This is a genomic window from Herbaspirillum seropedicae (genome assembly GCF_001040945.1).
Taxonomy (GTDB): Bacteria; Pseudomonadota; Gammaproteobacteria; order Burkholderiales; family Burkholderiaceae_D; genus Herbaspirillum; species Herbaspirillum seropedicae.
This window is the reverse complement of sequence record NZ_CP011930.1, coordinates 2,502,113-2,526,087: the sequence shown is the minus strand read 5'-3', so window position 1 is coordinate 2,526,087 and position 23,975 is coordinate 2,502,113. Positions and strand designations below refer to the sequence as shown.

Sequence of the window (23,975 nt, the reverse complement as noted above, 5' to 3'; positions counted from 1 at the left end):
CAAGGGAAAAACCGTGCAGGCCGGGGGTCGTCGGAATGATGGATCGTGCGCGCGTCAGCTGGCAAAGCGCGCATTATACCGTGGTCCCGCCCCGACGTCCCGCCCAAAGCGAGCTTTCCGCGCTGCCGCCGGCGGCCCCACCCAAAGGGGCTGTCATCGGGGACGCTGCGCCAGACGTTGTCACTCCTAGACGTCAATTTAGGCAGGCAGCCTGCACGGCAAGCCCGGCGGCGCTGCTGCGGCAATAGCGCAACGACAACAGAATTTCGCGGTATCATTCGGCCCGCATCGAAAAACCCGGCTGGCGCTGCGGCAGCCAGCCTTGTGGGGCAGCGATGACCATGACCACAGCGGCCGCGCCGCTTCCAAGACGAACAGAGTGAACAGCACACATCGACAGATCGCCGTCATCGGCGGGGGACTTTCAGGGATTTGCAGCGCCTACTTCCTGGCCACCAAGGGCTATGAAGTAGCGGTGATCGAGCGCCGCGCGCATGTGGCCGAGGAAGCCACCTTCGGCGACTCCGGGCTGCTGGCCCCAGGTACGGCCATGCCGCTGACCCTGCCAGGCGCGCTGGCGACCTTTGCCTGCCGCTTCCAGGACGAGCCCCGTGTGCTGCTGGCCTCCGGCGCCGACTTCGGCCGCCGCCGCTGGATGCGCGCTACGCGCGCTGCCCAGCAACATCATTTTGCCCAACACAAGCTGATCCTCTCGCGCCTGTCCGCCTATGGCCAGGATCTGACCCAGCAACTGCAGGCCCACTACAACATGGAACACGAGAACAGCGCCGGCGTGTTCCACCTGTTCCGGCAGAGCGCCGAGGCGGCGCGCCTGCCCGCCCTGCAGGAAGCCGCCAGCCAATGCGAGTACAAACAGCTGACGCTGGATGCGGCGGGGATTCGCGCCCTGGAGCCGGCCTTCTCTTCCGAAGCGGCGCTGGCTGGCGCGCTCTACTACCCCGATGACATTGCCGGCAACAGCGTGCTGTTTGCCAAGCAGATGCGCAATGCCGCGCAGGCATTGGGGGTCAGTTTCCATTTCAACTCGACCGTGAGCAGCATCCGCAGCGAATTCGGCGGCCGCGTCACGCTGGAGGTGCAGTCGCCCCACCTGGCCTCGCACCTGACCATGGACGCCGTCGTGGTGGCCGCCGGCATGGCCAGCGCCGCGCTGTTGCAGCCGCTCGATACCAGCCTGCCGCTGCGCGCCTTGCAGAGCTACTCGGCCCTGGTGCCGGTCAAGAATCCCGACGACGCCCCCACCATGGCGCTCTACGACGACAGCTACAAGGTCGCCATGACGCGCCTGGGCAGCCGCATCCGCATCAGCGGCCTGCTGGGCTTCGTGCCGGCTTCGCAGACCCTGCCGCCGAAGGCCTTGCGCAACCTGCTCAAGATCGCCGGCGACTACTACCCCAACGCGGCCAACTACAACCAGGCCCACTTCTGGAGCAACAGCATCGCCATGATGCCCACCGGCCTGCCCGTCGTGGGCCCGACGCGCCAGGGCAACATCTTCGTCAACGTCGGCCATGGCGTCACCGGCTGGGCCGCCAGCGTAGGATCGGCGCGCCTGCTGAGCGACATGATGGCCGGCGAAGAGACCGAGATCGCCACCGCCGGGCTGCTGCCGCGCGACGTCCTGGGCTGAGGCCCGGCTCCATGGCGGCGGCCTGATTTTCATGCGGACCGGGCCTGCGTAGATGGCCTATTTCACTTAAAATTACGGCTCTTGCGTACGCACTGCCCCGCCTGAGCTTCACTTCATCCACGCAACACTAACGCATCAGCGATCACGATCATGAGCGCGCTCCATACCGTTGCCGAGATCCGCCGCATCGAACAAGAGGCCTTGGCGGCCCTGCCGCCCTACACGCTCATGCAGCGCGCCGGCGCGGCCATTGCCGAGCTGGCGCAGCAGATGCTGTGCTCCAGCACGGCCTCCTCGCCCTCGGTGCTGGTGCTGGCAGGCCCCGGCAACAATGGCGGCGATGCCCTGGAAGCGGCCTGCCTGCTGGAAGAAGCCGGCATCGAAGTCACCGTCCAGTTGCATGCCGACGAAAGCCGCCAGCCGCCCGATGCGCGCCGCGCCCTGGCGCGCGCGCGTGAAGCCGAGATCCAGTTCATCGAAGACCACGGCGACGCCCTGCTGCGCCAGCAGGCCTGGGCCCTGGTCATCGACGGCCTGTTCGGCATCGGCCTGGCCCGTCCGCCCGGCCCGCGCCTGCGCCTGATCATCGACTACATCAACAGCCTGCGCTGCCCGGTGCTGTCCATCGATGTCCCCAGCGGCCTGGATGCCGATACCGGCAGCATCGTCGGCGGGCGTGACGGCGCGGCCGTGCAGGCCACCCATACCCTCACTTTCATCGGCGACAAGCCTGGCCTGCACACCTGCGATGGCAGCGACCACAGCGGCCAGATCGTGGTCGATACGCTGGAGATCGCCGCCGAGCGTTTCTTGCCCACGCGGGCTTTCCTCAATGGGCCGCAGAGCTTTGCCACGGCCCTCAAGCCACGCGCCAACAACAGCCACAAGGGCAGCTATGGCGACGTCATCGTGGTGGGCGGGGCGCGCGGCATGGCCGGCGCGCCGGTGCTGGCGGCCCGTACGGCGGCCTTCGGCGGGGCCGGACGCGTCTATGTGGCCTTTGTCGACGATGGCCTGGCCTATGACGACAAGCACCCCGAACTGATGTTCCGGCTGGCCGACCGGGTCGAATTCGCCGCCAGCGCGGCGCTGGTGGTCGGCCCCGGCATGGGCACCTCGCGCCATGCGCATGACATCCTGGCGCGCGCCCTGGACAGCGAAGCCGAGATCGTGGTCGATGCCGACGCCCTGAACCTGATCTCGGCCGAACCCGCCCTGCAGCACAAGCTGCACCGGCGCAGCCAGGCTGGCGCGGCGGCCAAGACCATCATCACCCCGCATCCCCTGGAAGCGGCGCGGCTGCTCGACAGCACCACCCAGCAAGTCCAGCAGGACCGCCCGCACGCAGCGCGCCAGCTGGCTCGGCAGTTCAACGCCATCACCGTGCTCAAGGGCGCGGGAACGGTCATCGCCTTCCCCGATGGCGAGATCGCCATCAATCCCAGCGGCAACCCTGCCCTGTCCACCGCCGGTACCGGCGATGTGCTCTCCGGGCTATGCGGGGCGTTGCTGGCGCAAGGCTGGCCGGCCCGCGCCGCCGCCCTGGCCGCTACCTGGATACACGGGGCTGCGGCCGACCAGCTGGTGGCCAGCGGCCTGGGCCCGGTAGGCCTGACCGCCAGCGAATTCATCCCGGCCATTCGCGCCGTGTTCAACCAGATCATCCGAGACCATGTCCAGCGCCGTCCTGTCGCAACTGCCCATCGCCCGCACCCATAAGCTGGGCATCCTGTTCCTGATCTCGGGGCTCTGGACCCTGTCGCTGCTGGATACCGCCGGCAAGCTGCTGGCCCTGGCCGGTTATCACGTGGTCATGATTGCCTGGATGCGCTACACCATCAACCTGTTCTTCATGGCCGCCACCCTGGCGCCGCTGTACCGGCGCCGCCATGGACGCAGCATCCTGCAGTCGAACCGGCTCGGGCTGCAACTGGGGCGCGGCGCCTTGCTGCTGGGCTCGACGCTGATTTTCTTTTCGGTGTTGAAGATCGTGCCGCTGGCCGAGGGCACGGCCATGAATTTCTGCGCGCCGCTGATCGTGCTGGCGATCTCGCCCTGGCTGCTGGGCGAGCGCAGCTATCTGTCACGCTGGATCGCCGTGCTGGTGGGTTTTACGGGCATGCTCATCGTGATCCGTCCGAGTGGCGACATCCCGCCCTACGGCGTGGCGCTCGGGCTGATCTCGGCCTTGACCCAGGCCCTGCTCTCCATCCTCAACCGCAAGGCCAGCCAGGCCGACAATCCCATGGTGACGCTGTTCTACGGCGCCCTGGTGGGTAGCGTCGTCTCTACGCTCCTGGTGCCCTTCTTCTGGACCAGCCATACCCCGACGATGGTGGAACTGGCGATCCTGGTCTCCACCGGCATCACCAGCACCATCGGCCACTTCCTGCAGAACAGCGCCTACCGGCACGCCGAAGCCTCGGTGCTGACGCCCTTCTTCTATGCCCAGATCATCTCGGCCTGCGGCATGGGCTGGCTGGTGTTCGGGCAATTCCCCGACCGCGTCACGGTGCTGGGCATCGCCATCATCTGCGCCAGCGGCATCGGCATTGCCTACATCGAGCACAAGCGCGCTCACCCGCTGCCGCCGGCCGATCCGATGGAATCGGTCTGAGCCCGGCGCTGGCCAGCTAGGCCAGCCGGCCAGCGGCGATGGTGATGGTGCGCTGGCAGCGCGCCGCCATGGCATTGTCGTGGGTGACCAGCACCAGGGTGGAGCCGCGCTCGCGGTTCAGTTCAAACATCAGCTCGATGACCGCCTCGCCGGTGGCGGCGTCCAGGCTGCCGGTCGGCTCGTCGGCCAGCAGCAGCGGCGGTTCGGTGACGAAGGCGCGCGCCAGCGCCACGCGCTGCTGCTCGCCGCCGGAAAGGTATTTGGGGGAATGCTTCAGACGGCTGCCCAGGCCGACCCGGCCCAGCATCTCCGTGGCCTTCTCACGGGCGCGGGCGTCGCCGCGCAGCTCCAGCGGCAGCATGACGTTTTCCAGCGCATTCAGATGCCCCAGCAACTGGAAGGACTGGAAGACGAAACCCAGCTTGCGCTTGCGCAGCAGCGCGCGGCCATCCTCGTCAAGCGCATAGATATCTTCCCCATCAAGCCGCACGGAACCTTCGCTGGGCGTATCCAGTCCTGCCAGCAGACCCAGCAGCGTCGATTTGCCGGAACCGGACGCGCCGACGATGGCCAGCGTGGTGCCAGCGGCCACGGTAAAATCGATGCCATCGAGGATGGTCAGACGGCCCGCTGGGGCCGATGCATCGGCAACGTGTTTGGACAACTGAAGGACTTCAATGGCTGGAATGGCGGCGGCAACAGCGGTAGCGGAAACAGGCATGCAGGGCAATCGGGCAAGAGGGTCAGCAACGGGTGCAGTGCGCCATACTGTGGCGATGTGGCTGTGGCGGCTGCTGGCGGGCGTCGCCCTGGTGCTGGCGGCGACGAGCGCTTATTCTGCCCCAAAAACCCTGCTCGTGCTCGGTGACAGCCTCTCGGCCGAGTATGGCCTGGAGCGCGGCACGGGTTGGACTGCGCTGCTGCAGCAACGCTTGCAGCAACACAAGCTGGCCACCACCGTGGTCAACGCCAGCATCAGCGGCGACACCACCATCGGCGGCAAGAACCGCTTGCCGGCCCTGATGAGTCAGCACAAGCCCGACGTGCTGGTGATCGAACTGGGCAGCAACGACGCCCTGCGCGGCCTGCCGCTGAAGACCAGCCAGGACAACCTGCAGGCCATGATCACCCTGGCGCGACAGCAGCAGGCCAAGGTGCTGCTGGTAGGCATGCAGATCCCGCCCAACTACGGGCCGGACTACACGCGCCGCTTCAGCGCCATGTACCAGGATCTGGCCAAGAGCAACAAGGTGGCGCTGGTACCCTTCTTCATGGAAGGCATCGCGGCGGACTTGTCGCTGTTCCAGGCCGACCGCATCCATCCCAATGAACAGGCCCAGCCACGCCTGCTGGACAATGTCTGGCCGGCGCTGAAGCCGCTGCTGGGCCTGAAGTAAGTCCTCGCCCATACCAGCAAGAACCAATACCAATAACAGACAGCCCCCGTGCGCCAGGTCTGGCGACGAGGGCTGTTGGTCATGGGAGAGCGCCTTCAGTGACGCGCATGCAAGGCCAGGAAACGCCGCAGCAGTCCGGTGGACTGGGGCGTGTCGCTGACCTTCTCGCACAGCGCCTGGGCATCGATGCCGCAGCCGCGATAGATGTCGGCGTAGTAATGCAGGTGGGCGCGCACGAATTCGGGCGAGAATTCCGGGTGGAACTGGGTCGAATAGACGTTGTGCTTGTGCTTGATCACATGGTGCGGGTCCATCGGCGAGCGCGCCATGACGATGGCGTCCGGCGGCGGGCGCAAGACCGACTGCATGTGCAGCATGTGGGCCGGGAACTCGGGGGGCAGCACGCCCAGCAGTTCATCCTCGCGGCAGCATTCCAGGGTCTTGACGTGCATGGTGCCGGCGGCCCGTCCTGCCGGGTTGTAGCCGACTTCGCCGCCGAAGGCGTGGGTGAGCAGCTGGTGGCCGTAGCAGATGCCGAACATCGGCGTATCCAGCTCGGCCGCTTCGCGCAGCCATTCGGCGGTGCGTTCGCTCCAGTCTTCCTTGTCGGTCACCATGGCCGGCGACCCGGTGATGAAGACCGCCCGGTAGCTGCGCGGGCAGGATGGGCGCTGGCCCTCGTAGACGGTCACGACCTGCAGTTCGCTCTGGCACAACCCGGCCGCGCAGCCGATCTGCTGCGCATAGCCGCCATAACTGTCCTTGAGGGTGGGATTGGCATCGCCGGTCTGGATGATGAGAACTGGGGCAGGCATAAAAACGTGGTTGATAGTCAGGGCAACACGGCACGCAGCGTCGGCAGGCCACCTGGCCGGGCAACGCCTTCCGGATCGGACTGCTCTGTGCCGTCGACGACAACGCTGCTGCAGCCCTCCCTTTCCGGAACGGCGCACACCTTCATGCGGATGACAGGGAATTTCATCTCGGATCAGGAAACAGTGAATGTTCTCACCGCCTGCAACAGTGGCCCGGCATCAATGAACAACTGGAAGAAGTGAAGCGGATTCCCCACTGCCGGCCCCTTGTGCATCCCGCCTGAATGCAGCGCCGGGTTCCATGATGAAACAAAAAAGGCCGCTGGAAAAGCGGCCTGAGGAAATTTTTTAGCAATTTGTGGCGCTCATGCCGACGATGCGCCGGCATGGGGCGCAGTCGCGCACCGATTCACGATTGCGGTGCGCGATTGCGCCATCCTGCCGCACGCATCGCGGCTTACTTGGCGGCATCGTCGGCGCTGACGGCTGCCGCACCCTTGAGCAGCTTGGTCTTGGCCTTCTCGCGCAGGTAGTCCAGATAGGACAGGGCTTCCTGCTGCGACAAGGCGCTGGCGATCTGCTCGCGTTCGGCCTGGCGGCGGGCGGCATCGACGGTCTTGGGCTGTTCCACCTTGCTGATGCGGTAGATCTGGTAGCCCATGCCCGGGGTCTCGGCGCCGACATAGGCGGGCAGCTTGGCGGTATCGGCCTTCATGACGGCATTGAAGGCTTCCTGGGTCCAGCCATCGGCCTTCACGCGCGAGACCACCTTGGCCTCGCTGAAGCCGGCGGCGTCATCCTTGGCCTGCAACTGCGCCAGGCGTTCCTGGCCCGCCTTGACGGCCAGCAGTTGCTCTTGCTGCGCCAGCACAGCCTTCTGCACGTCGGCCTTGACCTCGTCGAACGGGCGCTTGGTCACCGGCTTGTAGCTGGTGACGCGGCCTGCCACGAGGGTGTTGGGTGCGGTCTGCACGGCTTCGGTGTTGTGCTTGGCCTTGATCACGTCATCGGTGAAGAGCGCGGTCAGGAACTTGGCGTTGTTGTAAGGCAGCGGGCCAGCCGCCGGGTTGGGCGTGCGGGTCACGCCGGTGGCGGTCTGGATCTTCAGCTTGAGCTTGTCGGAAACGGCCTTGAGGCTGTCGCCGTTTTCATAGACCAGGTTGTTGAACTGGTCAGCCATCTCGGAATACTTCTTGGCGGCGATCTGCTTCTTGATCTCGCTGCCGATCTCGGCCTTGACCGACTCCAGCGGCTTGACCGCCGCCGGCTTGATGCCGGTCACTTCGATGATGTGGTAGCCGAAGTCGGACTGCACCGGATCGCTGATCTCGCCCTGCTTCAGGCTGAAGGCCGCGTCTTCGAAGGGCTTGACCATGGCGCCCTTGCCGAAGTAACCGAGGTCGCCGCCATTCTCGGCCGAGCCGGGGTCTTGCGAATTGGCCTTGGCCAGCTTGGCGAATTCGCCAGGATTCTTGCGCAACTGCGCCACCAGGCCTTCGGCCTTGCTCTTGGCGGCAGCCTGGTCGGCCGCGGACGCATCCTTCTTCACGGCGATCAGGATGTGGCTGGCGCGACGCTGCTCTTCGGTGGCGTAGAGCTTCTTGTTCTGCTCGTAGTAGGCCTTGATGTCGTCATCGGTCACCGCCGCCTGGGCGGCCACGGCGGCGGCGTCCAGCACCACGTACTCGATGTCGGCCTGCTCCGGGGTCTCGAAGCGGGCGCTGTTCTTGTCGTAGTAGTCCTTGAGCATCTCATCGCTCAGCTTGACCTGGGACGCGTAGCTGTCGGGCTTGAAGTTGAGCATCTGCACCGTGCGTTCCTGGTCGTTCAGGGCCGACAGGTTCTCGGCCACGGTCTTGGGCGCAAAGGCGGTGGTCTGGATGGCGGCGTTCAATTGCTGCACGGCCATCTCGCGGCGCAGGCCGGCTTCATAGGACTTGGGCGTCATGCCCTGGGCCGCCAGCAGCACGCGGTACTGCTCGTTGTCGAACTTGCCGTCGGCCTTGGTCAGGCCGGGAATCTGCAGGATGCTCTGTTGCAGCACCTGGTCTGGCACCACCAGCTTGCTGGCCACCACTTCCGCACCCAGGGCGCGCTGGGCGATCAGGTTGTCCAGGATGGCGCGGCGCGCCTGGGGACTGTCGAAGATCTTGCTGTCGAACTGGTTGCCGTACACCTGGCGCATGCGTTCGAGCTGCTGACGGTGGGCTGCGTCCCATTCTTCCTTGGTGATGGTCTGACCGGCCACCTTGGCCACGCCGTTGTCGTCGGTCAGTCGGCTGTAGCCTTCCAGGCCGAAAAAGGCGAACGACGGGAAGATGAACAGCAGCAGCAGGAACTGCATCAGGCGCTGGTGGGTACGAATGAAATCAAACATGTATAGCCAATCAATAAACGATCTGGTCAATGAAGATGGACAAGGGCTGCCATGGCGGCGTCCGCGGATAATAAAAAAGGCGAACTCGCGTTCGCCTGGTTCCGGCGCAGGTCCCTTGGACCTGGGACGCACAACGCATACCGTCGTGCACGCGCGACATTATACACATGCCAATGCCGCAGAACACCTTGACAAGAGCTTACTCGCCCATCTGCGCCAGGGCCACGCTGCGCAGCTGGAAGCGTCCGTCGTTATTGAAAAGCCAACTTTCCGACAATTCGATGCGGTTGTGCTTGAGCAGCGCCGCTGGCGGCTTGGGGAAAGGCGCCGCCGATTTCAGGCTGCCCATGGCGCTGGCTTCAGCGTGCCTGTCGCGGTTGCTGCGCAGGATCTCGCTGGTGACCAGGTTGCCGTCGGCATCGACCACATACTTGATGACGATGACCGAGCGCAGCAAGGCCTGGGGCCGCTCCACATAGACGCTGGTGAAATTGACCTGGGAGATGCGCTTGGCCAGGTCGACCTTGTAGCCATCCACGGTGGTGGCGGTGGAGGTGCCGTCGGAGGTGGTCTTTTTCTGCTCGATCAGCTGCCGCGCCAGGGCGTCGCGGTCCTCCTTGCTGCTTTCCGGTGAAGAACAGGCTGCCAGCAGCGCCGCCACGCCAATCCCGGAGGCCAGCAGCCGCCTGGCCCCTTTGGATCTGCCCAATCCGCTAAATCTGGTCATATGAACTCCTAAATAGGTGAATGATATTCCTTCACCAGGAAGGCCTCGTCAACGTCCTTTTATGACCATATCAGAGGACCAGGATTCCCCTGGCGCGGGAGCATTCCGGCTCATCCATAACTTCAAGCTATAGCACGGATACCGGGCCGCTATCACAGCAGGGGGTGTCATCCAGCAGTCATATTAGGTCCGTACCATCCGCTTGCTTTCCGAACCCAGGCACGCCCCGCAAACACGCATGGGCGCTGCCTTCGGGCAATACGCGACCTAGCCGGACACACGCCACGATGATGCACACTCCCACCGCCGCTCCGTTCATGACTGCCGCCACGGAGGAGGATGCCGCCGTGTTCCTGTCGGTACGCGAGGTGGAAAAGCGCTTCGGGAGCTTCACGGCGCTGGACCGCGTGTCGCTGGAAGTGCGCCGTGGCGAGATGGTCTGCCTGCTGGGCCCTTCCGGCTGCGGCAAGACCACCCTGCTGCGCACCATTGCCGGGCTGGAACGCCAGGACAGCGGCCGCCTGCATGCCGATGGCCGCGACATTTCGCAACTGCCGCCGCAGGCGCGCGACTACGGCATCCTGTTCCAGTCCTATGCGCTGTTTCCCAACCTGAGCGTGGCGGACAATGTGGCCTATGGCTTGGGCCGCATGAGCCGCCAGCAAAAGCGCGAGCGGGTCACTGAGATGCTCTCGATGGTGGGCCTGGACGGCAGCCAGGACAAATACCCCGGCCAGTTGTCCGGCGGCCAGCAGCAGCGCGTGGCGCTGGCCCGGGCGCTGGCGCCCTCGCCTTCCCTGTTGCTGCTGGACGAACCGCTCTCGGCGCTGGATGCACAGGTACGCGAGCATCTGCAGCTGGAAATCCGCCGGCTGCAAAAGCAATTCCGCATCACCACCCTGATGGTGACCCACGACCAGGAAGAAGCCATGGTGATGGCAGACCGCATCGCCGTCATGCAGCATGGTCGCATCGAACAGTTCGGCACGCCCGAGCAGATCTATCGCCGCCCGGCCACGCCCTTCGTGGCCGACTTCATCGGCCAGGCCAACTGGCTGCCCTTCACCCGGCTGTCCGGCTCGCAGGTGGCGGTGGGTGGCCTGCATCTGGAAATCCAGCCCGACGAGAGCGACCGCGCCAGCGGCCGCCTGTTCTGCCGGCCCGAGGCAGTGCAACTGTTTTCCGACGAGAGCTGCGCCAACCGCTTCCTGGCGCGGGTGGTGGACCGCATCTACCTGGGCGACCGCTACCGCCTGGCGCTGGCCGCCGACGCCCTGCCGGGCCAGACCCTGCTGGCCGATGTCAGCAGCCAGGCGCACGAACGTGTGGCCAGCCTGGACACCCAGGACGGGCTGTGGGTGACGCTGCCGCGCCAGAGCCTGCAAGTGTTTGCCTGATGCGCGCCGAGATGACCATGCCTGCTACCGTGTCTGCGCCCCTGCCCACCCTCAGTGCTGAAACCAGCACCTCCACCCGGCCCGCGTCCGTGCCGGATCGCAGCCAATGGCTGCCGGCCCTGCTCAAATGGCTGCTGCTGATGCTGCTGGCGCTGGGACTGGTCGGTCCCCTGCTGTTCATCCTGGCGCAGGCGGTGCTCACGCCCGCTGGCGAGTGGGCCGGGTCGCGCCCCTTCGCACAGCTGTTTGCCAACATCAACTTCCTGCCGATGCTGGGCCGCAGCCTCTGGGTGTCGGCCATGACGGCGGTGGTCACGGTGCCGCTGGCCTACGTCTTCGCCTATGCGCTGCAACGCACCTGCATCCCCGGCAAGGGTTTGTGGCGCGGCATCGGCCTGCTGCCGCTGCTGGCGCCCTCGCTGTTGCCGGGCATTGCGCTGATCTACCTGTTCGGCAACCAGGGACTGTTCAAGGAATGGATGGATGGCAGCATCTATGGCTTCTGGGGCATCTTGCTGGGTGAAGTGTTCTACACCTTCCCGCATGCACTGATGATCCTGCTGTCGGCGCTATCGCAGGCCGATGGCCGTCTCTATGACGCCGCCCAGGCCATGGGCGCATCGCGCTGGCGCATCTTCACTACGGTGACGCTGCCGGCCACGCGCTATGGCATCTTTGGCGCGCTATGCCTGGTCTTCACGCTCACCATCACCGACTTCGGCGTGCCCAAGATCACCGGCGGGGCCTACAGTGTGCTGGCCGTGGAAGCCTACAAGGCCGTGGTCGGACAGCAGCAGTTCGGACGCGGCGCGCTCATTGGCCTGTTGCTGCTGGTGCCGGCGCTGCTGACCTTCACCCTGGACGCCTGGCTGCAGCGCCGCCAGCGCGCCAGCATGAGCAGCCGCTCCGAAACCTATGTGCCGCAGCCCGACTGGCGGCGCGATGGCGCCAACCTCCTGGCGGTGGCGCTCATCGCCAGCGCCATCCTGATGATGATCGTGGTGGCCATGGGAGCATCGCTGGTCAAACTGTGGCCCTACAACCTGCAGTTGACGCTGCAGCACTACGACTTCGACAACATGGATGGTGGCGGCTGGCTGGCCTACTGGAACAGCCTCAGGCTGGCCTGTGGCACCAGCGTGGCGGGCACCCTGTTGATCTTCTGCGGCGCCTGGCTGATGGAAAAGACCCGTGGCCAGGCCTGGCTGTCGACCCTGCTGCGCATGCTGTGCTTCCTCCCCATGGCGGTGCCGGGACTGGTGCTGGGGCTGGGCAGCCTGCTGTTCTTCAACCATCCGGCCAATCCCTTCAACTTCCTCTACGGGACGATGACGCTCCTGGTGCTGTGCTGCGTCGTGCACTTCTACACCACCGCGCAGCTCACCGCAGTGACGGCCCTGAAACAGCTCGATCCCGAATTCGAGGCCGCCTCGCTGTCGCTGAAGGTGCCGTTGCTGAAGACCTTCATCCGGGTCACCGTGCCGCTGTGCCTGCCGCAGTTGCTGGAGATCTTCCGTTACCTGTTCGTCTCCTCGATGACGACGGTCTCGGCAGTGATCTTCCTGTACCGGCCCGATACGGTGCTGGCCTCGGTGGCGGTACTGAACATGGATGACGCCGGCGACGTCGGCCCGGCCGCGGCCATGTCCACGCTGATCCTGCTGACCTCGGCGGCAGCCTCGTTGCTCATGCATCTGGGTGGCCGCCGCTGGCTGGCGCGCGCCCAGGCCTGGCGCCGGGGACGGGCGCACTGAGCGGGCCGGTCAGGCAGACGATTTCTCCACCTTGCGTCCTCGACGCGTTTTCAACCCAGCCATTCACAGACGAAGGCCATCATGAAAAAAACCAAGCTGTTTTCCCTGTTCGCATCGGTGATCGGCGCCGGCATGCTGTTCTCGGCCCAAGCCCACGCGGCCACCACGCTGACCGTCTACACCGCCCTGGAAGCCGATCAGATCAAGGCCTACCAGGCCGCCTTCCACAAGGCCAATCCGGACATCGAAATCAAGTGGGTGCGCGACTCCACCGGCATCGTCACCGCCAAGCTGCTGGCCGAGAAAGCCAATCCGCAAGCTGACGTGATCTGGGGCCTGGCCGCCACCAGCCTGGCCCTGCTGGACAAGGAAGGCATGCTCATGCCCTACGCCCCGCAAGGCCTCTCGGCCATCGATGCCAAGTACCGCAGCGCCGCCAATCCGCCGGCCTGGGTGGGCATGGATGTGTGGGCCTCGGCCATTTGCTTCAACACCGTGGAAGCGCAAAAGCAGGGCCTGCCCAAGCCGACCTCCTGGGCCGACCTGACCAAGCCGGTCTATGCCGGCAAGATCGTCATGCCCAACCCGGCCTCTTCCGGCACCGGCTACCTGGACGTGTCGGCCTGGCTGCAGATGATGGGCGAGGACAAGGGCTGGGCCTACATGGACGCCCTGCACAAGAACATCGGCCAGTACACCCACTCCGGCTCCAAGCCCTGCAAGCAGGCCGCCACGGGTGAGTTCCCGATCGGCATCGCCTTTGAGTACCGCGCCGTGAAGACCAAGAAGGAAGGCGCGCCCATCGATGTGATCCTGCCCTCCGAAGGCCTGGGCTGGGACATCGAAGCCACTGCTATCGTCAAGGGCAGCAAGCATCTGGAAGCAGCCAAGAAGCTGGCCGATTTCTCCGCCAGCAAGGAAGCCATGGCCTTGTATGAAAAGAACTTCGCCGTGGTCGCCATTCCTGGCGTGGCCAAGCCGGATGAACTGCTGTCGGCCGACTACGAGAAGCGCCTGATCAAGAATGACTTCACCTGGGCCAGCACCAACCGCGACCGCATCCTCACCGAGTGGAGCAAGCGTTACGAAAGCAAGTCAGAGAAGAAGCAGTAAGACGGAATAAGGCTGTCGGTCAGAAAATACCCCTGATACCGTTCGACCTGAGTCGGCCCGATTAGGGCCGTATCGAAGCCTGTCCTGAGCTTGTCGAAGGGGCGCACCGACGGTGATCCTTCGATACGCGGCTTTGCCGCTACTCAGGACGAACGGTAGTCCGGGCGCGACAGCGCTGACAGCCCCAAACGCTGTCGCAGCCCAGCCTGCGACAGCGCACGGAGAGGACCGCAGGACGCCGCCAGAGCGTCCCCGTACAAGCAGCCACACGACATCTCGCAACTGACTCCGATGGAGCATCTCCCATGAGCAATTCCCTCTCAGAACACGATCCACAGCACTTCGACCTGGCCGTGGTCGGCTCAGGCATCCTGGGCCTGGCCCACGCCTACGCCGCCGTCAAACGCGGCCTCAAGGTCGCCGTCTTCGAACGCACTGGCACGCCACTGGGCGCATCCGTGCGCAATTTCGGCATGGGCCTGGTGACCGGCCAGCCGCCCGGGATCATGCTGGACCTGGCGCGTGAAAGCCGCGCCATCTGGCTGCACCTGGCCGCACGCGCCCACTTCAGCGCCCGTGAGGCCGGCACCCTGCTGTTTGCCCGCAGCGAGGCCGAACATGATGTGCTGCAGGAATTCATGATGGTGCGAGCACGCCAGTACGATTACCGCGCCTCGCTGCTGGAAGGCGACAAGCTCAACACCCTCTACAATGGCCGCTTCCGCCACCACCGTTCAGTCCTGCATGGCACCGAAGACCTGCAACTGTATTCGCGCGAAGCCATGCCGGCGCTGGTGGCCTACCTGCATTCGCAGGGCGTGCATTTCCGCTTCAATACGCTGGTGCATGGCGCCGGCGATGGCCGCCTCTCGACCACGGCGGGCGAATTCCGCGCCGAGCGCGTGGTGGTCTGCTCGGGCCACGATTACCTGACCCTGTTTGCCGACCGCCTGCAGCCGATGAACCTGAAGCAGTGCCGCCTGCAGATGCTGCGCCTGAAGAGCGAAGAAACCCTGCCGCTGACCCATGCGGTGCTGACCGGCCTGTCCTGCACCCACTATGGCGCTTTTTCGGACTTGCCGACGGCGCGCGCGGTACACGCCGAGATCGAGGCCAACACTCCCCTGCTCAACAAGCATGGCATCCACCTGCTGGTCAGCCCCACGCCCTACCAGGAACTGATCGTGGGCGATTCGCACCACTACGGCACCGATGCGCCGCCCTTCAACAGCGAAGAAATCGACGAGCTGCTGCTGGGCCTGGTAGAACACACGCTGGCGACCCGGGTGAAAGTGATCGAACGCTGGCAAGGCGTCTATGGCAGCAAGGGACCCGGCCCCTTCTCGGCCCTGGCCATCGACGCGCAGACCTCGGTAGTGCTGATGCATACCGGCATCGGCATGAGCGTGGGGCTGGGACTGGGGGAACGGGTGGTCAAGGCGCTGCTGGAAGGTGCTGAACTGCCCTCCCCGACCGCCGTGCCTGTTGCGGTGACCGCACTGGCCTGAGTCCATCTCCTCCGGTGACTGGCCGATGCTGTGGCGGCAGCGGTCAGAAAATCTTTTGCTGTTCCTTCGGGCAGTCTGCCTCACCGCCCGACGCCTCATTGCATCGCAATAGCGCCCGCATCCCGCAACACCGCGCGGGGCGGGCGTTTTTCCTGTTGCACCGCAACCAGGTTTGGACGTCCCCGGCTGTAAGCTTGTGTAAGTTTGCAGCAAGTCCTGCGTAAGTTTGGCGTCGCACACTCGCGCCATGGACAAGTGGGTCCTTACGCAAGCAATGCGAAGCCAATATCGCGGTTTGTGTCTGACGGGGAGGCGCGGGGTGTGATCCTTGATGCTGTCTCCGGTGCGTTCTTGCATAACGCCCCATTCGACCATCTGTTGCACCCGTTGCATCTGTTGCACCAGTGCAGTAGCAAGATCAATTAAAACCAAGGAGACCAGCATGACCACAGCATCAGTCAACACGACTGCGCGCGGCATCACACCGGAGGAAAAGAAAGTCATCTTCGCCTCGTCGCTAGGCACCGTTTTCGAATGGTATGACTTCTACCTCTACGGCTCGCTCGCGGCCATCATCGCCAAGCAATTCTTTGCCGGCACCGATCCCAACACCGCCTTCATCTTCGCCCTGCTGGCCTTTGCCGCCGGTTTCATCGTGCGTCCCTTCGGTGCGCTGGTGTTTGGCCGCCTGGGCGATCTGGTGGGCCGCAAATACACCTTCCTGGTCACCATCCTGATCATGGGCGCCTCGACCTTCATCGTCGGTGTGCTGCCCAACTACAACTCCATCGGCATCACCGCCCCGATCATCCTGATCATCCTGCGCATCCTGCAGGGCCTGGCGCTGGGCGGCGAATACGGTGGCGCGGCTACCTACGTGGCCGAACACGCACCGGAAGGCCGTCGCGGCTCCTTCACCGCCTGGATCCAGACCACCGCCACGATGGGCCTGTTCCTGTCGCTGCTGGTGATCCTGGGCGTGCGTACGGCCGTGGGTGAAGCAGCCTTCGCCGACTGGGGCTGGCGCATTCCCTTCCTGGTCTCCATCCTGCTCTTGGCCATCTCGGTGTGGATCCGCATGTCCATGAACGAGTCCCCGGCCTTCCTGAAGATGAAGGCTGAGGGCAAGACCTCCAAGGCCCCGCTGACCGAAGCCTTCGGCCAGTGGAAGAACCTGAAGCTGGTCATCCTGGCGCTGGTCGGCCTGACCGCAGGTCAAGCCGTGGTGTGGTACACCGGCCAGTTCTACGCGCTGTTCTTCCTGACCCAGACGCTCAAGGTCGATGGCCCCACCGCCAACATCCTGATCGCGGCGGCCCTGCTGCTGGCCACGCCCTTCTTCCTGTTCTTCGGTTCGCTGTCGGACAAGATCGGCCGCAAGCCCATCATCCTGGGTGGCTGCCTGATCGCCGCCGTGACCTACTTCCCGATCTTCAGCGGCCTGACCCACTTCGCCAACCCGGCGCTGGAAGCGGCCCTGCAAAAGTCGCCGGTGATCGTCACCGCTGATCCGGCCAGCTGCCAGTTCCAGTTCAACCCGACCGGCACCAAGAAGTTCACCTCGTCCTGCGACATCGTCAAGGCCAAGCTGTCGGCTGCTTCGGTGAACTACCAGAACGTGGCTGGCGCTCCGGGTTCGGTGGCGACCGTGAAGATCGGCGACCGCATCATCACCTCCTATGACGCCGCTGGCCTGTCCAAGGAAGATGCGGCCGCCAAGGACAAGCAACTGTCCAAGGACCTGGCTGATGACATCAAGGCTGCCGGCTATCCCAGCAAGGCTGATCCGGAACAGATGAACAAGCCCATGGTCCTGCTGCTGCTGTTCATCCTGGTGATCTACGTGACCATGGTGTACGGCCCGATCGCTGCCTGCCTGGTGGAAATGTTCCCGACCCGCATCCGCTACACCTCCATGTCCATGCCCTACCACATCGGCAATGGCTGGTTCGGCGGTCTGCTGCCGACGACCTCCTTCGCGCTGGTGGCCTTCAAGGGCGACATCTACTACGGCCTGTGGTATCCGATCGTGATCGCCATGATTACCTTCGTGATCGGCATGCTGTTCGTCAAGGAAACCGTGCGTAACAACATCCACGACTGATCCTCGATCAGCATCAGCTTCTACCTCGCCCCGCGCCTTGTCGCGGGGCTTTTTCTTTGGTCTTTGGCGACGACGCTCTCCTGCCGCTTTCCTGGCGTTTTCCTGCCACGGCCGCTTCGGTCTCGGTCTCGGCCTTGGCCTTCCCTTCCACCAGCTCCAGCAAGCCCTGCGCCGCCACGGAAAGGCTGCGCTCCTTGGGTGTGACGATCAACAGGGGGCGCTTCAACTCGGGCGCATCCAGCGGGATCGCCACCAGGTTGGGCAGACGGAACTGGAACAGTGTCAGTTCCGGGACCACGCTCACGCCCAGGCCGCTTTCGATCAAGGCCGCGACCGTGGCCAGGTGTTCCACTTCCAGCCCGGTATGGATCACGCCCCCGGGACGCAGCACCGCGTCCAGATGCTGGCGCACGCTGGTGGAGCGGGCCAGGTGGATCATCTCGCATCCCGCCAGCTGGGGCACCTTGATGCGGCGCTTGCTGGCCAGCTTGTGGTCCTTGCGGCAGACCAGGTAGAACGGATCCGAGCACAGTGGCCGGGTGTCGAACTCCAGCAGGTTCGGCCCCGGTGCGGTCAGGGCGATATCCACCTTGCCATGGCGCAGCAGGTCCAGGCACTGGTCGGAGATGGCGTCGAACAATTCCACCGTCACGCCCGGATAGCGCTGCCGGTAGTCGGCCAGCACCGGCGGCAGCCAGCCCGCTGCCAGCGAGGGCAAGGCCGCAATGGCCACCCTGCCCTTGCGGCGCGCCACGTAGTCGCTCATGTCGGAAAATGCCGCTTCGATGTCTGAGACCAGCTGGCGCGCTACCTGCACGAACAACTCCCCTTCGGGGGTGAGCGTGACGTTGCGGGTGTCGCGCTCGAACAGGCGCGCACCGGCGGCCGCTTCGATCTTCTGGATCATGGCGCTGAAGGCCGATTGCGAGACATGGCAGCGCTGCGCTGCATGGCCGAAATGGCGGCAATCGGCCAGGGCCAGGAAGGCTTGCAGCAGACGCGTGGAGATGTTGGTTTGCATGAGGGCGAGCGGCCTGGGATTATGCGAAAAAGTCGATCAATCAATCGAAAAAAGCGACTTTACAACAAAATCGACCGCCACCTACACTCGGCCCTGATCCCATCCCGCAGCCCCACTACAGAACAATGAGCGGGCGCGATGGATGCGATGACAAGAACATCAAACCAAAAAAACGGAGACACGCATGTTAGCCCTGCTCGGCTTTGTCACGATCGTATCCTTGTTCACGGCCATCCTCACCAAGAAGATGTCGCCCTTGGTGGCGCTGATCGCCATTCCCATCGTCGCCGCGCTGCTGGGCGGCTTCGGCTTGCAGACCTCGAAGTTCATCGTCCAGGGCGTCACTGCCATTGCACCGGTGGCGGGCATGTTCGTCTTTGCCATTCTGTTCTTCGGCATCGTGACGGACGCCGGCATGCTGGACCCCATCATCAGCCGTATCCTGAAGACCGTCGGCAGCCGCCCCACCCGCATCGTGCCCGGCACGGCCCTGCTGGCGCTGCTGATCCACCTGGATGGCTCGGGTGCGGTGACCTTCCTGATCACCATTCCAGCCATGCTGCCGCTGTACACCCGCCTGGGCATCGACAAGCGCATCCTGGCCTGCGTGGCCTCGATGGCCGCTGGCGTGAACTTCCTGCCCTGGACCGGGCCGATGATCCGCGCCTCGGCGGCCTTGCACATTCCGGTCTCAGACATCTTCACGCCGCTGATCCCGGTGCAACTGGTGGGGTTGACCTTCGTCTTCATCGCCTCCTACCTGCTGGGCCTGAAGGAAGAACGCCGCCTGGGCCTGGGCAAGGGCGCCACGGTGGACTTCGTGCAGCAGCATGAACTGAGCGAAGCGCAGCTGAAGATCCGCCGTCCGCAGAACTTCTGGGCCAACATCGTGCTGACCATCTTCGTGCTGGGTGTGATGATCAGCGGCAAGGTCGATCCGGTGGTGATGTTCATGATCGGCGTGGTGCTGGCGCTGATGATCAACTACCGCGACGTGACCATGCAGCGCGAACGTATCGATGCGCATGCCAAAGCGGCGCTGCTGATGGCCAGCATCCTGTTTGCGGCGGGTGTGTTTACCGGCATCATGACCAAGTCCGGCATGCTCTCGGCCATGGCCAAGACGGCCGTGGGCCTGGTGCCGCCGGAGATGGCCAGCCACATTCCGGTGGTGCTGGGGGTGCTGTCGATGCCGCTGTCGCTGCTGTTCGATCCGGATTCCTTCTACTTCGGCGTGCTGCCGGTGATCGCCGAAGTGAGCCACATGCTGGGCGTACCGACCATCCAGGTGGCGCAGGCGGCGCTGTTGGGCCAGATGACCACGGGCTTCCCGGTCAGTCCGCTCACACCCGCCACCTTCCTGGTGTGCGGCCTGGCCGGCATCGAACTGGCCGATCACCAGAAATACACCATCCCCTTCCTCTTCGGCGCTTCGCTGGTGATGACCATCGCCTGCGTGGTGCTGGGACTGTTCCCGCTGTTCTGAGGAACTTGACCAGATGAACACAGATACGTTTTGGAGAATCGCATGACCCACGATCCGCAACGCAAGGTGCGCATCGGCGCTGGCGCCGGCTACTCGGGCGACCGCATCGAGCCGGCCGCCGAACTGGCCGAACGGGGTGAGCTGGATTACCTGATCTTCGAATGCCTGGCCGAGCGCACCATCGCCATCGGGCAGCAGGCGCGCCTGGCCGATCCGACCAAGGGCTATGATCCCTTGCTGGCCGAACGCATGCACGCAGTGCTCAAGACCTGCGCCGACAAGGGCGTCCGCATCATCACCAACATGGGCGCGGCCAACCCCGCGGCAGCGGCGCAGCGCGTGCGCGAGATCGCCCGCACTCTGGGCCTGGCGCACCTGAAGGTAGCCGCCGTGACCGGCGACGACGTGCTGCAAGCCGTGCAGGAAGGCGACTTCCGCATTGAAGACAATGGCCAGCCGGTGAGCTCGCTGGGCGAGCGCCTCATCTCGGCCAATGCCTACCTGGGCGTGGCCCCTATCTTGGAAGCCTTGCAAGCAGGCGCCGACGTGATCATCACCGGTCGCGTGGCCGATCCGGCTCTGGTGCTGGCGCCTCTGGTGCATGAGTTCGGCTGGGCCGCCGATGACTGGGACAAGCTCGGCCAGGGCACGCTGGTCGGTCACCTGCTCGAATGCGCCGGCCAGATCACCGGCGGCTACTTTGCCGATCCAGGCAAGAAGGATGTGGCGGGGTTGGCGCGGCTGGGCTTCCCCATCGGCGAAGTCAGCGCCGATGGCAGCGCCGTCATCACCAAGGTGGCCGGCTCCGGCGGCCAGGTCACGGCGCAGACCTGCAAGGAACAACTGCTCTACGAGATCCACGATCCTAGCGCCTATTACACGCCCGATGTGGTCGCCGATTTCTCACAGGTGCAGATCACCGAGATCGGCCCTGACCGCGTGGCGGTGAGCGGCGGGCGTGGCCGGGCGCGTCCGGCTACGCTCAAGACCACGCTGGGTTACCGCGACAGCTTCATCGGTGAAGGCCAGATTTCCTATGCCGGGCCGGGCGCGCAGGCGCGCGCGCAACTGGCGGCCGAGATCGTGCGCGAACGGCTGGCGCTGACCGGTGTCGAGACCGATGAGTTGCGCCTGGACCTGATCGGCATGAACGCCATCGCGGGCCCGCAGATGTCGGCTGGCGCGCCGGAACCCTACGAGGTACGCTTGCGCGTGAGCGGCCGCACGGCCAGCATGCAGCAAGCCGTGCGCATCGGCAATGAAGTGGAAACCCTCTACACCAATGGACCGGCCGGTGGCGGTGGCGCCACCAAGTCGGCCCGCGAGGTCATTGCCGTGCTGTCGCTGCTGCTGCCGCGCAGCCTGGTCCATCCATCCGTTCATATCGAGGAGGCCTGACATGTTGCTCAGAGAAATCGCCCATTCGCGCGCCGGGGACAAGGGCGACATTTCCAACATCTCGGTGATCGCCTATCGGCAGGAAGACTACCCGCTGCTGGAGCGTGAACTGACCGCTGAACGGGTGCGCGCACATTTTGCCGGCGTGGTGCATGGTGAAGTAGTGCGCCATGCGCTGCCACATCTGGGCGCGCTCAACTTCGTCATGCAACGGGCGCTGGGTGGCGGCGTGACGCGCTCACTGGCGCTGGACGCGCATGGCAAGTCCTTGTCGGGCGTGATGCTGGACCTGGAGTTGGCGTGAGGGAGAGCCTCTGGCACGCCTGGATCAGGCTTGCCAGGGATTGATGACCGTCAGCTCTGCGGCCAGATAAGGGGTGACATCGCGCGACGCCACGAGGAATCCGCAGGAAGCGGCAATGGCGGCTATGTAGCCATCCGGCGTGGGAAATCCCCGGCCTGCACGCCTGGCCATGGCGGCCAGCTCGGCATGCGAGCGTGCGGCGTCCATATCGAAGGGCAGGATGCGGTCCTTGAACATGCGCAGCAAGCCCTCGAAGCGACGCGCCAGCAAATCCTGGCGACGGCCAGCAGACAGGCAGGCTATGCCGAAGCCGATCTCGGCCACCGTAATGCTGGTCAGGTAGAGCGTGTCGGGTGCCTGGTCATTGAACCAGGCCTGTACGGCGGCGTCCGGGGCAGGCTTCATGGCCTCGGACACCACGTTGGTATCCAGGACGATCATTCGAAACTCATCGGTTGGGCTGGCGCACGTTCGCGGGTCTGCTGCAGGGCTTCGACATCTTCATTGCTCAGACCCAGCTCTCGGCTCATTGCCGCCAGGGCGTCTCCCAGGCGCAGTTGTCCGGCAGGCCTGACTGCCAGGGTGAGAATCTCGCGGATTTCCGCCTCGGTGCTGCGGCCATGCTGGGCCGCGCGCACGCGCAGGGCGCGATGGACCTCGTCGGGGAGGTTCCGGACTGTGAGGGTGGCCATGACAGCACTACTCCTAGATGATAGCAATGCATTCATTCTAGACATTTGAAGCTCTCCTTTCTAGCGTAATTTATGTGCGGTGCGTCGCTCATTCCTGCATCTTCGTCAGCAAGGTTCTCAATACACAGGATCGCGGGAGTTTTGGGCTGATTTACCCTTAGAAAGAAGAGGAAGACCGACGTTATTCGAGAACATCCAACACCGAACCCTCAATAACTTTCCACATGGAAAAATAGGCAAATTTTCGCCAATTTTTGTGACTGAAACTACCTACATTGCGACTGTCCAAACAGTGCAAGATTTGGTATCGTCCGCCCGTGATTGATTTCTCGCACTGCATCAGCGCCCCCCGCTGACTCTCCCTCCTCCGATATGAAAAAACCAACTCGACTCGGCACCCCGCTTTCCTCCTCCGCTACCAAGGTCATGCTGCTGGGCTCAGGTGAGCTGGGCAAGGAAGTCATCATTGCCCTGCAACGCCTGGGCGTTGAGGTCATTGCTGTTGACCGCTATGAAAACGCGCCCGGCCACCAGGTCGCGCATCGCGCCCACGTCATCAACATGACCGACGGCGCTGCCCTGGCCGCCCTGATTGAACAGGAAAAGCCGGACCTGATCGTGCCCGAGATCGAGGCCATCGCCACTGAAACCCTGGTCAAGCTGGAAGAAGCCGGCCTCGCCCGCGTCATTCCGACCGCGCGCGCCGCCTGGCTGACCATGAACCGCGAAGGCATCCGCCGCCTGGCCGGCGAAACCCTGGGCCTGGCCACTTCGCCGTACCGCTTCGCCGACAGCCTGGAAGAACTCAAGGCCGCCATCGACCAGATCGGCTACCCCTGCGTGATCAAGCCGGTCATGTCCTCCTCCGGCAAGGGCCAATCCAAGATCGACGGCCCCGACGAGATCGAGAGCGCCTGGAACTACGCTGCCGCCGGCGGCCGCGTCGATGCAGGCCGCGTGATCGTCGAAGGCTTCATCGACTTCGATTATGAAATCACCCTGCTGACGGTGCGCTCGCTCAACGAGAACGGCGACACCGTCACCAGCTTCTGCGATCCCATCGGCCACGTGCAGGTCAAGGGCGACTATGTCGAATCCTGGCAACCGCACCCCATGCCCGGCGCGGCGCTGGAAAAGGCCCGCGACATCGCCCGCAAGGTCACTGAAAACCTCGGCGGCCTGGGCCTGTTCGGGGTGGAATTGTTCGTCAAGGGCGACATGGTCTGGTTCTCCGAAGTCAGCCCGCGTCCGCATGACACCGGCATGGTCACCATGGTCAGTCAGGTGCAGAGCGAATTCGAACTGCATGCCAAGGCGATCCTGGGGCTGCCCGTCAACACGGCGCTGCGCACACCCGGCGCTTCGGCTGTCATCTATGGCCAGCATGAAGCCCGCGGCATCGCCTTCGATGGCGTGGCTGAGGCGCTGCGCATTCCCGGCGCCGAGATCCGCCTGTTCGGCAAGCCTGAATCCTTTGCCCGCCGCCGCATGGGCGTGGCCCTGGCCAGCGCCGACAACGTCGAGACCGCCCGCATCCGCGCCAAGCAGGCTGCGGCCAAGGTCAAGCCGGTGATCCCGGAATAAGGCTGCACGTCATCGGCGTACTGACGGGCT

21 protein-coding genes are annotated in these 23,975 nt (G+C 64.5%); 13 read left to right on the top strand and 8 right to left on the bottom strand.

Annotated features, from left to right (window positions below; genetic code table 11):
* Positions 1-379: 379 nt before the first annotated feature.
* The 3 genes from ACP92_RS11150 to ACP92_RS11140 all read left to right on the top strand — a co-directional run bounded on the left by ACP92_RS11150 (position 380) and on the right by ACP92_RS11140 (position 4,268).
* Positions 380-1,651 (top strand): FAD-dependent oxidoreductase, encoded by a 1,272-nt coding sequence (locus tag ACP92_RS11150; RefSeq protein ID WP_013234218.1) that lies wholly within the window; start codon positions 380-382, stop codon positions 1,649-1,651.
* Positions 1,652-1,801: 150 nt separating this feature from the next.
* Positions 1,802-3,370, top strand: coding sequence for a bifunctional ADP-dependent NAD(P)H-hydrate dehydratase/NAD(P)H-hydrate epimerase (locus tag ACP92_RS11145; RefSeq protein WP_013234217.1), 1,569 nt, complete (start codon positions 1,802-1,804; stop codon positions 3,368-3,370).
* Positions 3,324-4,268, top strand: coding sequence for a DMT family transporter (locus ACP92_RS11140; protein WP_013234216.1), 945 nt, complete (start codon positions 3,324-3,326; stop codon positions 4,266-4,268). Before ACP92_RS11145 ends, ACP92_RS11140 begins: the two co-directional genes overlap by 47 nt.
* Before the next feature lie 16 nt (positions 4,269-4,284).
* Here the strand turns inward: ACP92_RS11140 and ACP92_RS11135 are convergent, their stop codons facing one another.
* Positions 4,285-4,989 (bottom strand): ABC transporter ATP-binding protein, encoded by a 705-nt coding sequence (locus tag ACP92_RS11135; protein ID WP_013234215.1) that lies wholly within the window; start codon positions 4,987-4,989, stop codon positions 4,285-4,287.
* A 55-nt stretch (positions 4,990-5,044) separates the two neighbouring features.
* Between ACP92_RS11135 and ACP92_RS11130 the strand changes: the two genes are divergently transcribed.
* A complete protein-coding gene (locus ACP92_RS11130) occupies positions 5,045-5,665 on the top strand; it encodes an arylesterase (RefSeq protein WP_041310660.1) in 621 nt (206 codons plus the stop codon).
* A gap of 95 nt (positions 5,666-5,760) precedes the next feature.
* Here the strand turns inward: ACP92_RS11130 and ACP92_RS11125 are convergent, their stop codons facing one another.
* The 4 genes from ACP92_RS11125 to ACP92_RS11115 all read right to left on the bottom strand — a co-directional run bounded on the left by ACP92_RS11125 (position 5,761) and on the right by ACP92_RS11115 (position 9,584).
* Positions 5,761-6,480 carry a glutamine amidotransferase gene (locus tag ACP92_RS11125; RefSeq protein ID WP_013234213.1) on the bottom strand — a complete coding sequence of 240 codons (720 nt, stop codon included), beginning with the start codon at positions 6,478-6,480 and terminating at the stop codon, positions 5,761-5,763.
* 17 nt (positions 6,481-6,497) lie between these two features.
* Positions 6,498-6,647 carry a hypothetical protein gene (locus ACP92_RS24560; RefSeq protein WP_156181772.1) on the bottom strand — a complete coding sequence of 50 codons (150 nt, stop codon included), beginning with the start codon at positions 6,645-6,647 and terminating at the stop codon, positions 6,498-6,500.
* Between the two features lie 290 nt (positions 6,648-6,937).
* Positions 6,938-8,857 (bottom strand): SurA N-terminal domain-containing protein, encoded by a 1,920-nt coding sequence (locus ACP92_RS11120; protein WP_013234212.1) that lies wholly within the window; start codon positions 8,855-8,857, stop codon positions 6,938-6,940.
* A 199-nt stretch (positions 8,858-9,056) separates the two neighbouring features.
* Positions 9,057-9,584 carry a TonB C-terminal domain-containing protein gene (locus tag ACP92_RS11115; RefSeq protein WP_013234211.1) on the bottom strand — a complete coding sequence of 176 codons (528 nt, stop codon included), beginning with the start codon at positions 9,582-9,584 and terminating at the stop codon, positions 9,057-9,059.
* A 317-nt stretch (positions 9,585-9,901) separates the two neighbouring features.
* On the opposite strand from ACP92_RS11115, the gene ACP92_RS11110 reads away from it, so the two are divergent.
* From ACP92_RS11110 to ACP92_RS11090, 5 genes are all read left to right on the top strand, one after another.
* The gene (locus ACP92_RS11110; protein WP_013234210.1) at positions 9,902-10,981 is read left to right on the top strand and encodes a putative 2-aminoethylphosphonate ABC transporter ATP-binding protein; all 1,080 of its coding nucleotides are present in this window, start codon (positions 9,902-9,904) and stop codon (positions 10,979-10,981) included.
* Positions 10,982-10,992: 11 nt separating this feature from the next.
* A complete protein-coding gene (locus ACP92_RS11105; RefSeq protein WP_041311778.1) occupies positions 10,993-12,735 on the top strand; it encodes a putative 2-aminoethylphosphonate ABC transporter permease subunit in 1,743 nt (580 codons plus the stop codon).
* Positions 12,736-12,867: 132 nt separating this feature from the next.
* On the top strand, positions 12,868-13,848 hold the full coding sequence (locus ACP92_RS11100; RefSeq protein ID WP_049788088.1) for a putative 2-aminoethylphosphonate ABC transporter substrate-binding protein: 981 nt from the start codon (positions 12,868-12,870) through the stop codon (positions 13,846-13,848).
* Positions 13,849-14,153: 305 nt separating this feature from the next.
* Entirely contained in the window at positions 14,154-15,356 is a 1,203-nt protein-coding gene (locus tag ACP92_RS11095; RefSeq protein WP_013234207.1) for a TIGR03364 family FAD-dependent oxidoreductase, read from the top strand.
* Positions 15,357-15,798: 442 nt separating this feature from the next.
* Positions 15,799-17,460, top strand: a complete 1,662-nt coding sequence (locus ACP92_RS11090; RefSeq protein WP_013234206.1) for an MFS transporter — start codon at positions 15,799-15,801, stop codon at positions 17,458-17,460.
* A 13-nt stretch (positions 17,461-17,473) separates the two neighbouring features.
* On the opposite strand, the gene ACP92_RS11085 is transcribed toward ACP92_RS11090, so the two are convergent.
* On the bottom strand, positions 17,474-18,481 hold the full coding sequence (locus tag ACP92_RS11085; RefSeq protein WP_013234205.1) for a LysR family transcriptional regulator: 1,008 nt from the start codon (positions 18,479-18,481) through the stop codon (positions 17,474-17,476).
* 184 nt (positions 18,482-18,665) lie between these two features.
* Here ACP92_RS11085 and ACP92_RS11080 point away from each other — a divergent pair, with 184 nt between their 5' ends.
* The 3 genes from ACP92_RS11080 to ACP92_RS11070 are packed head-to-tail and all read left to right on the top strand — an operon-like array spanning position 18,666 to position 21,669.
* A complete protein-coding gene (locus ACP92_RS11080; protein ID WP_048348538.1) occupies positions 18,666-19,967 on the top strand; it encodes a CitMHS family transporter in 1,302 nt (433 codons plus the stop codon).
* 42 nt (positions 19,968-20,009) lie between these two features.
* On the top strand, positions 20,010-21,365 hold the full coding sequence (locus tag ACP92_RS11075) for an acyclic terpene utilization AtuA family protein (protein WP_013234203.1): 1,356 nt from the start codon (positions 20,010-20,012) through the stop codon (positions 21,363-21,365).
* Position 21,366: 1 nt separating this feature from the next.
* On the top strand, positions 21,367-21,669 hold the full coding sequence (locus ACP92_RS11070; protein ID WP_013234202.1) for an AtuA-related protein: 303 nt from the start codon (positions 21,367-21,369) through the stop codon (positions 21,667-21,669).
* A gap of 24 nt (positions 21,670-21,693) precedes the next feature.
* Here ACP92_RS11070 and ACP92_RS11065 read toward each other — a convergent pair whose 3' ends face one another.
* Both ACP92_RS11065 and ACP92_RS11060 read right to left on the bottom strand, forming a co-directional pair.
* Positions 21,694-22,110, bottom strand: a complete 417-nt coding sequence (locus tag ACP92_RS11065) for a type II toxin-antitoxin system VapC family toxin (RefSeq protein WP_013234201.1) — start codon at positions 22,108-22,110, stop codon at positions 21,694-21,696.
* Positions 22,107-22,361: a FitA-like ribbon-helix-helix domain-containing protein gene (locus ACP92_RS11060; protein ID WP_013234200.1), complete on the bottom strand. Its 255-nt coding sequence runs from the start codon at positions 22,359-22,361 to the stop codon at positions 22,107-22,109. Before ACP92_RS11060 ends, ACP92_RS11065 begins: the two co-directional genes overlap by 4 nt.
* 372 nt (positions 22,362-22,733) lie before the next feature.
* On the opposite strand from ACP92_RS11060, the gene purT reads away from it, so the two are divergent.
* Positions 22,734-23,945, top strand: a complete 1,212-nt coding sequence (gene purT, locus ACP92_RS11055) for a formate-dependent phosphoribosylglycinamide formyltransferase (RefSeq protein WP_013234199.1) — start codon at positions 22,734-22,736, stop codon at positions 23,943-23,945.
* The last annotated feature ends 30 nt before the right edge of the window (positions 23,946-23,975 follow it).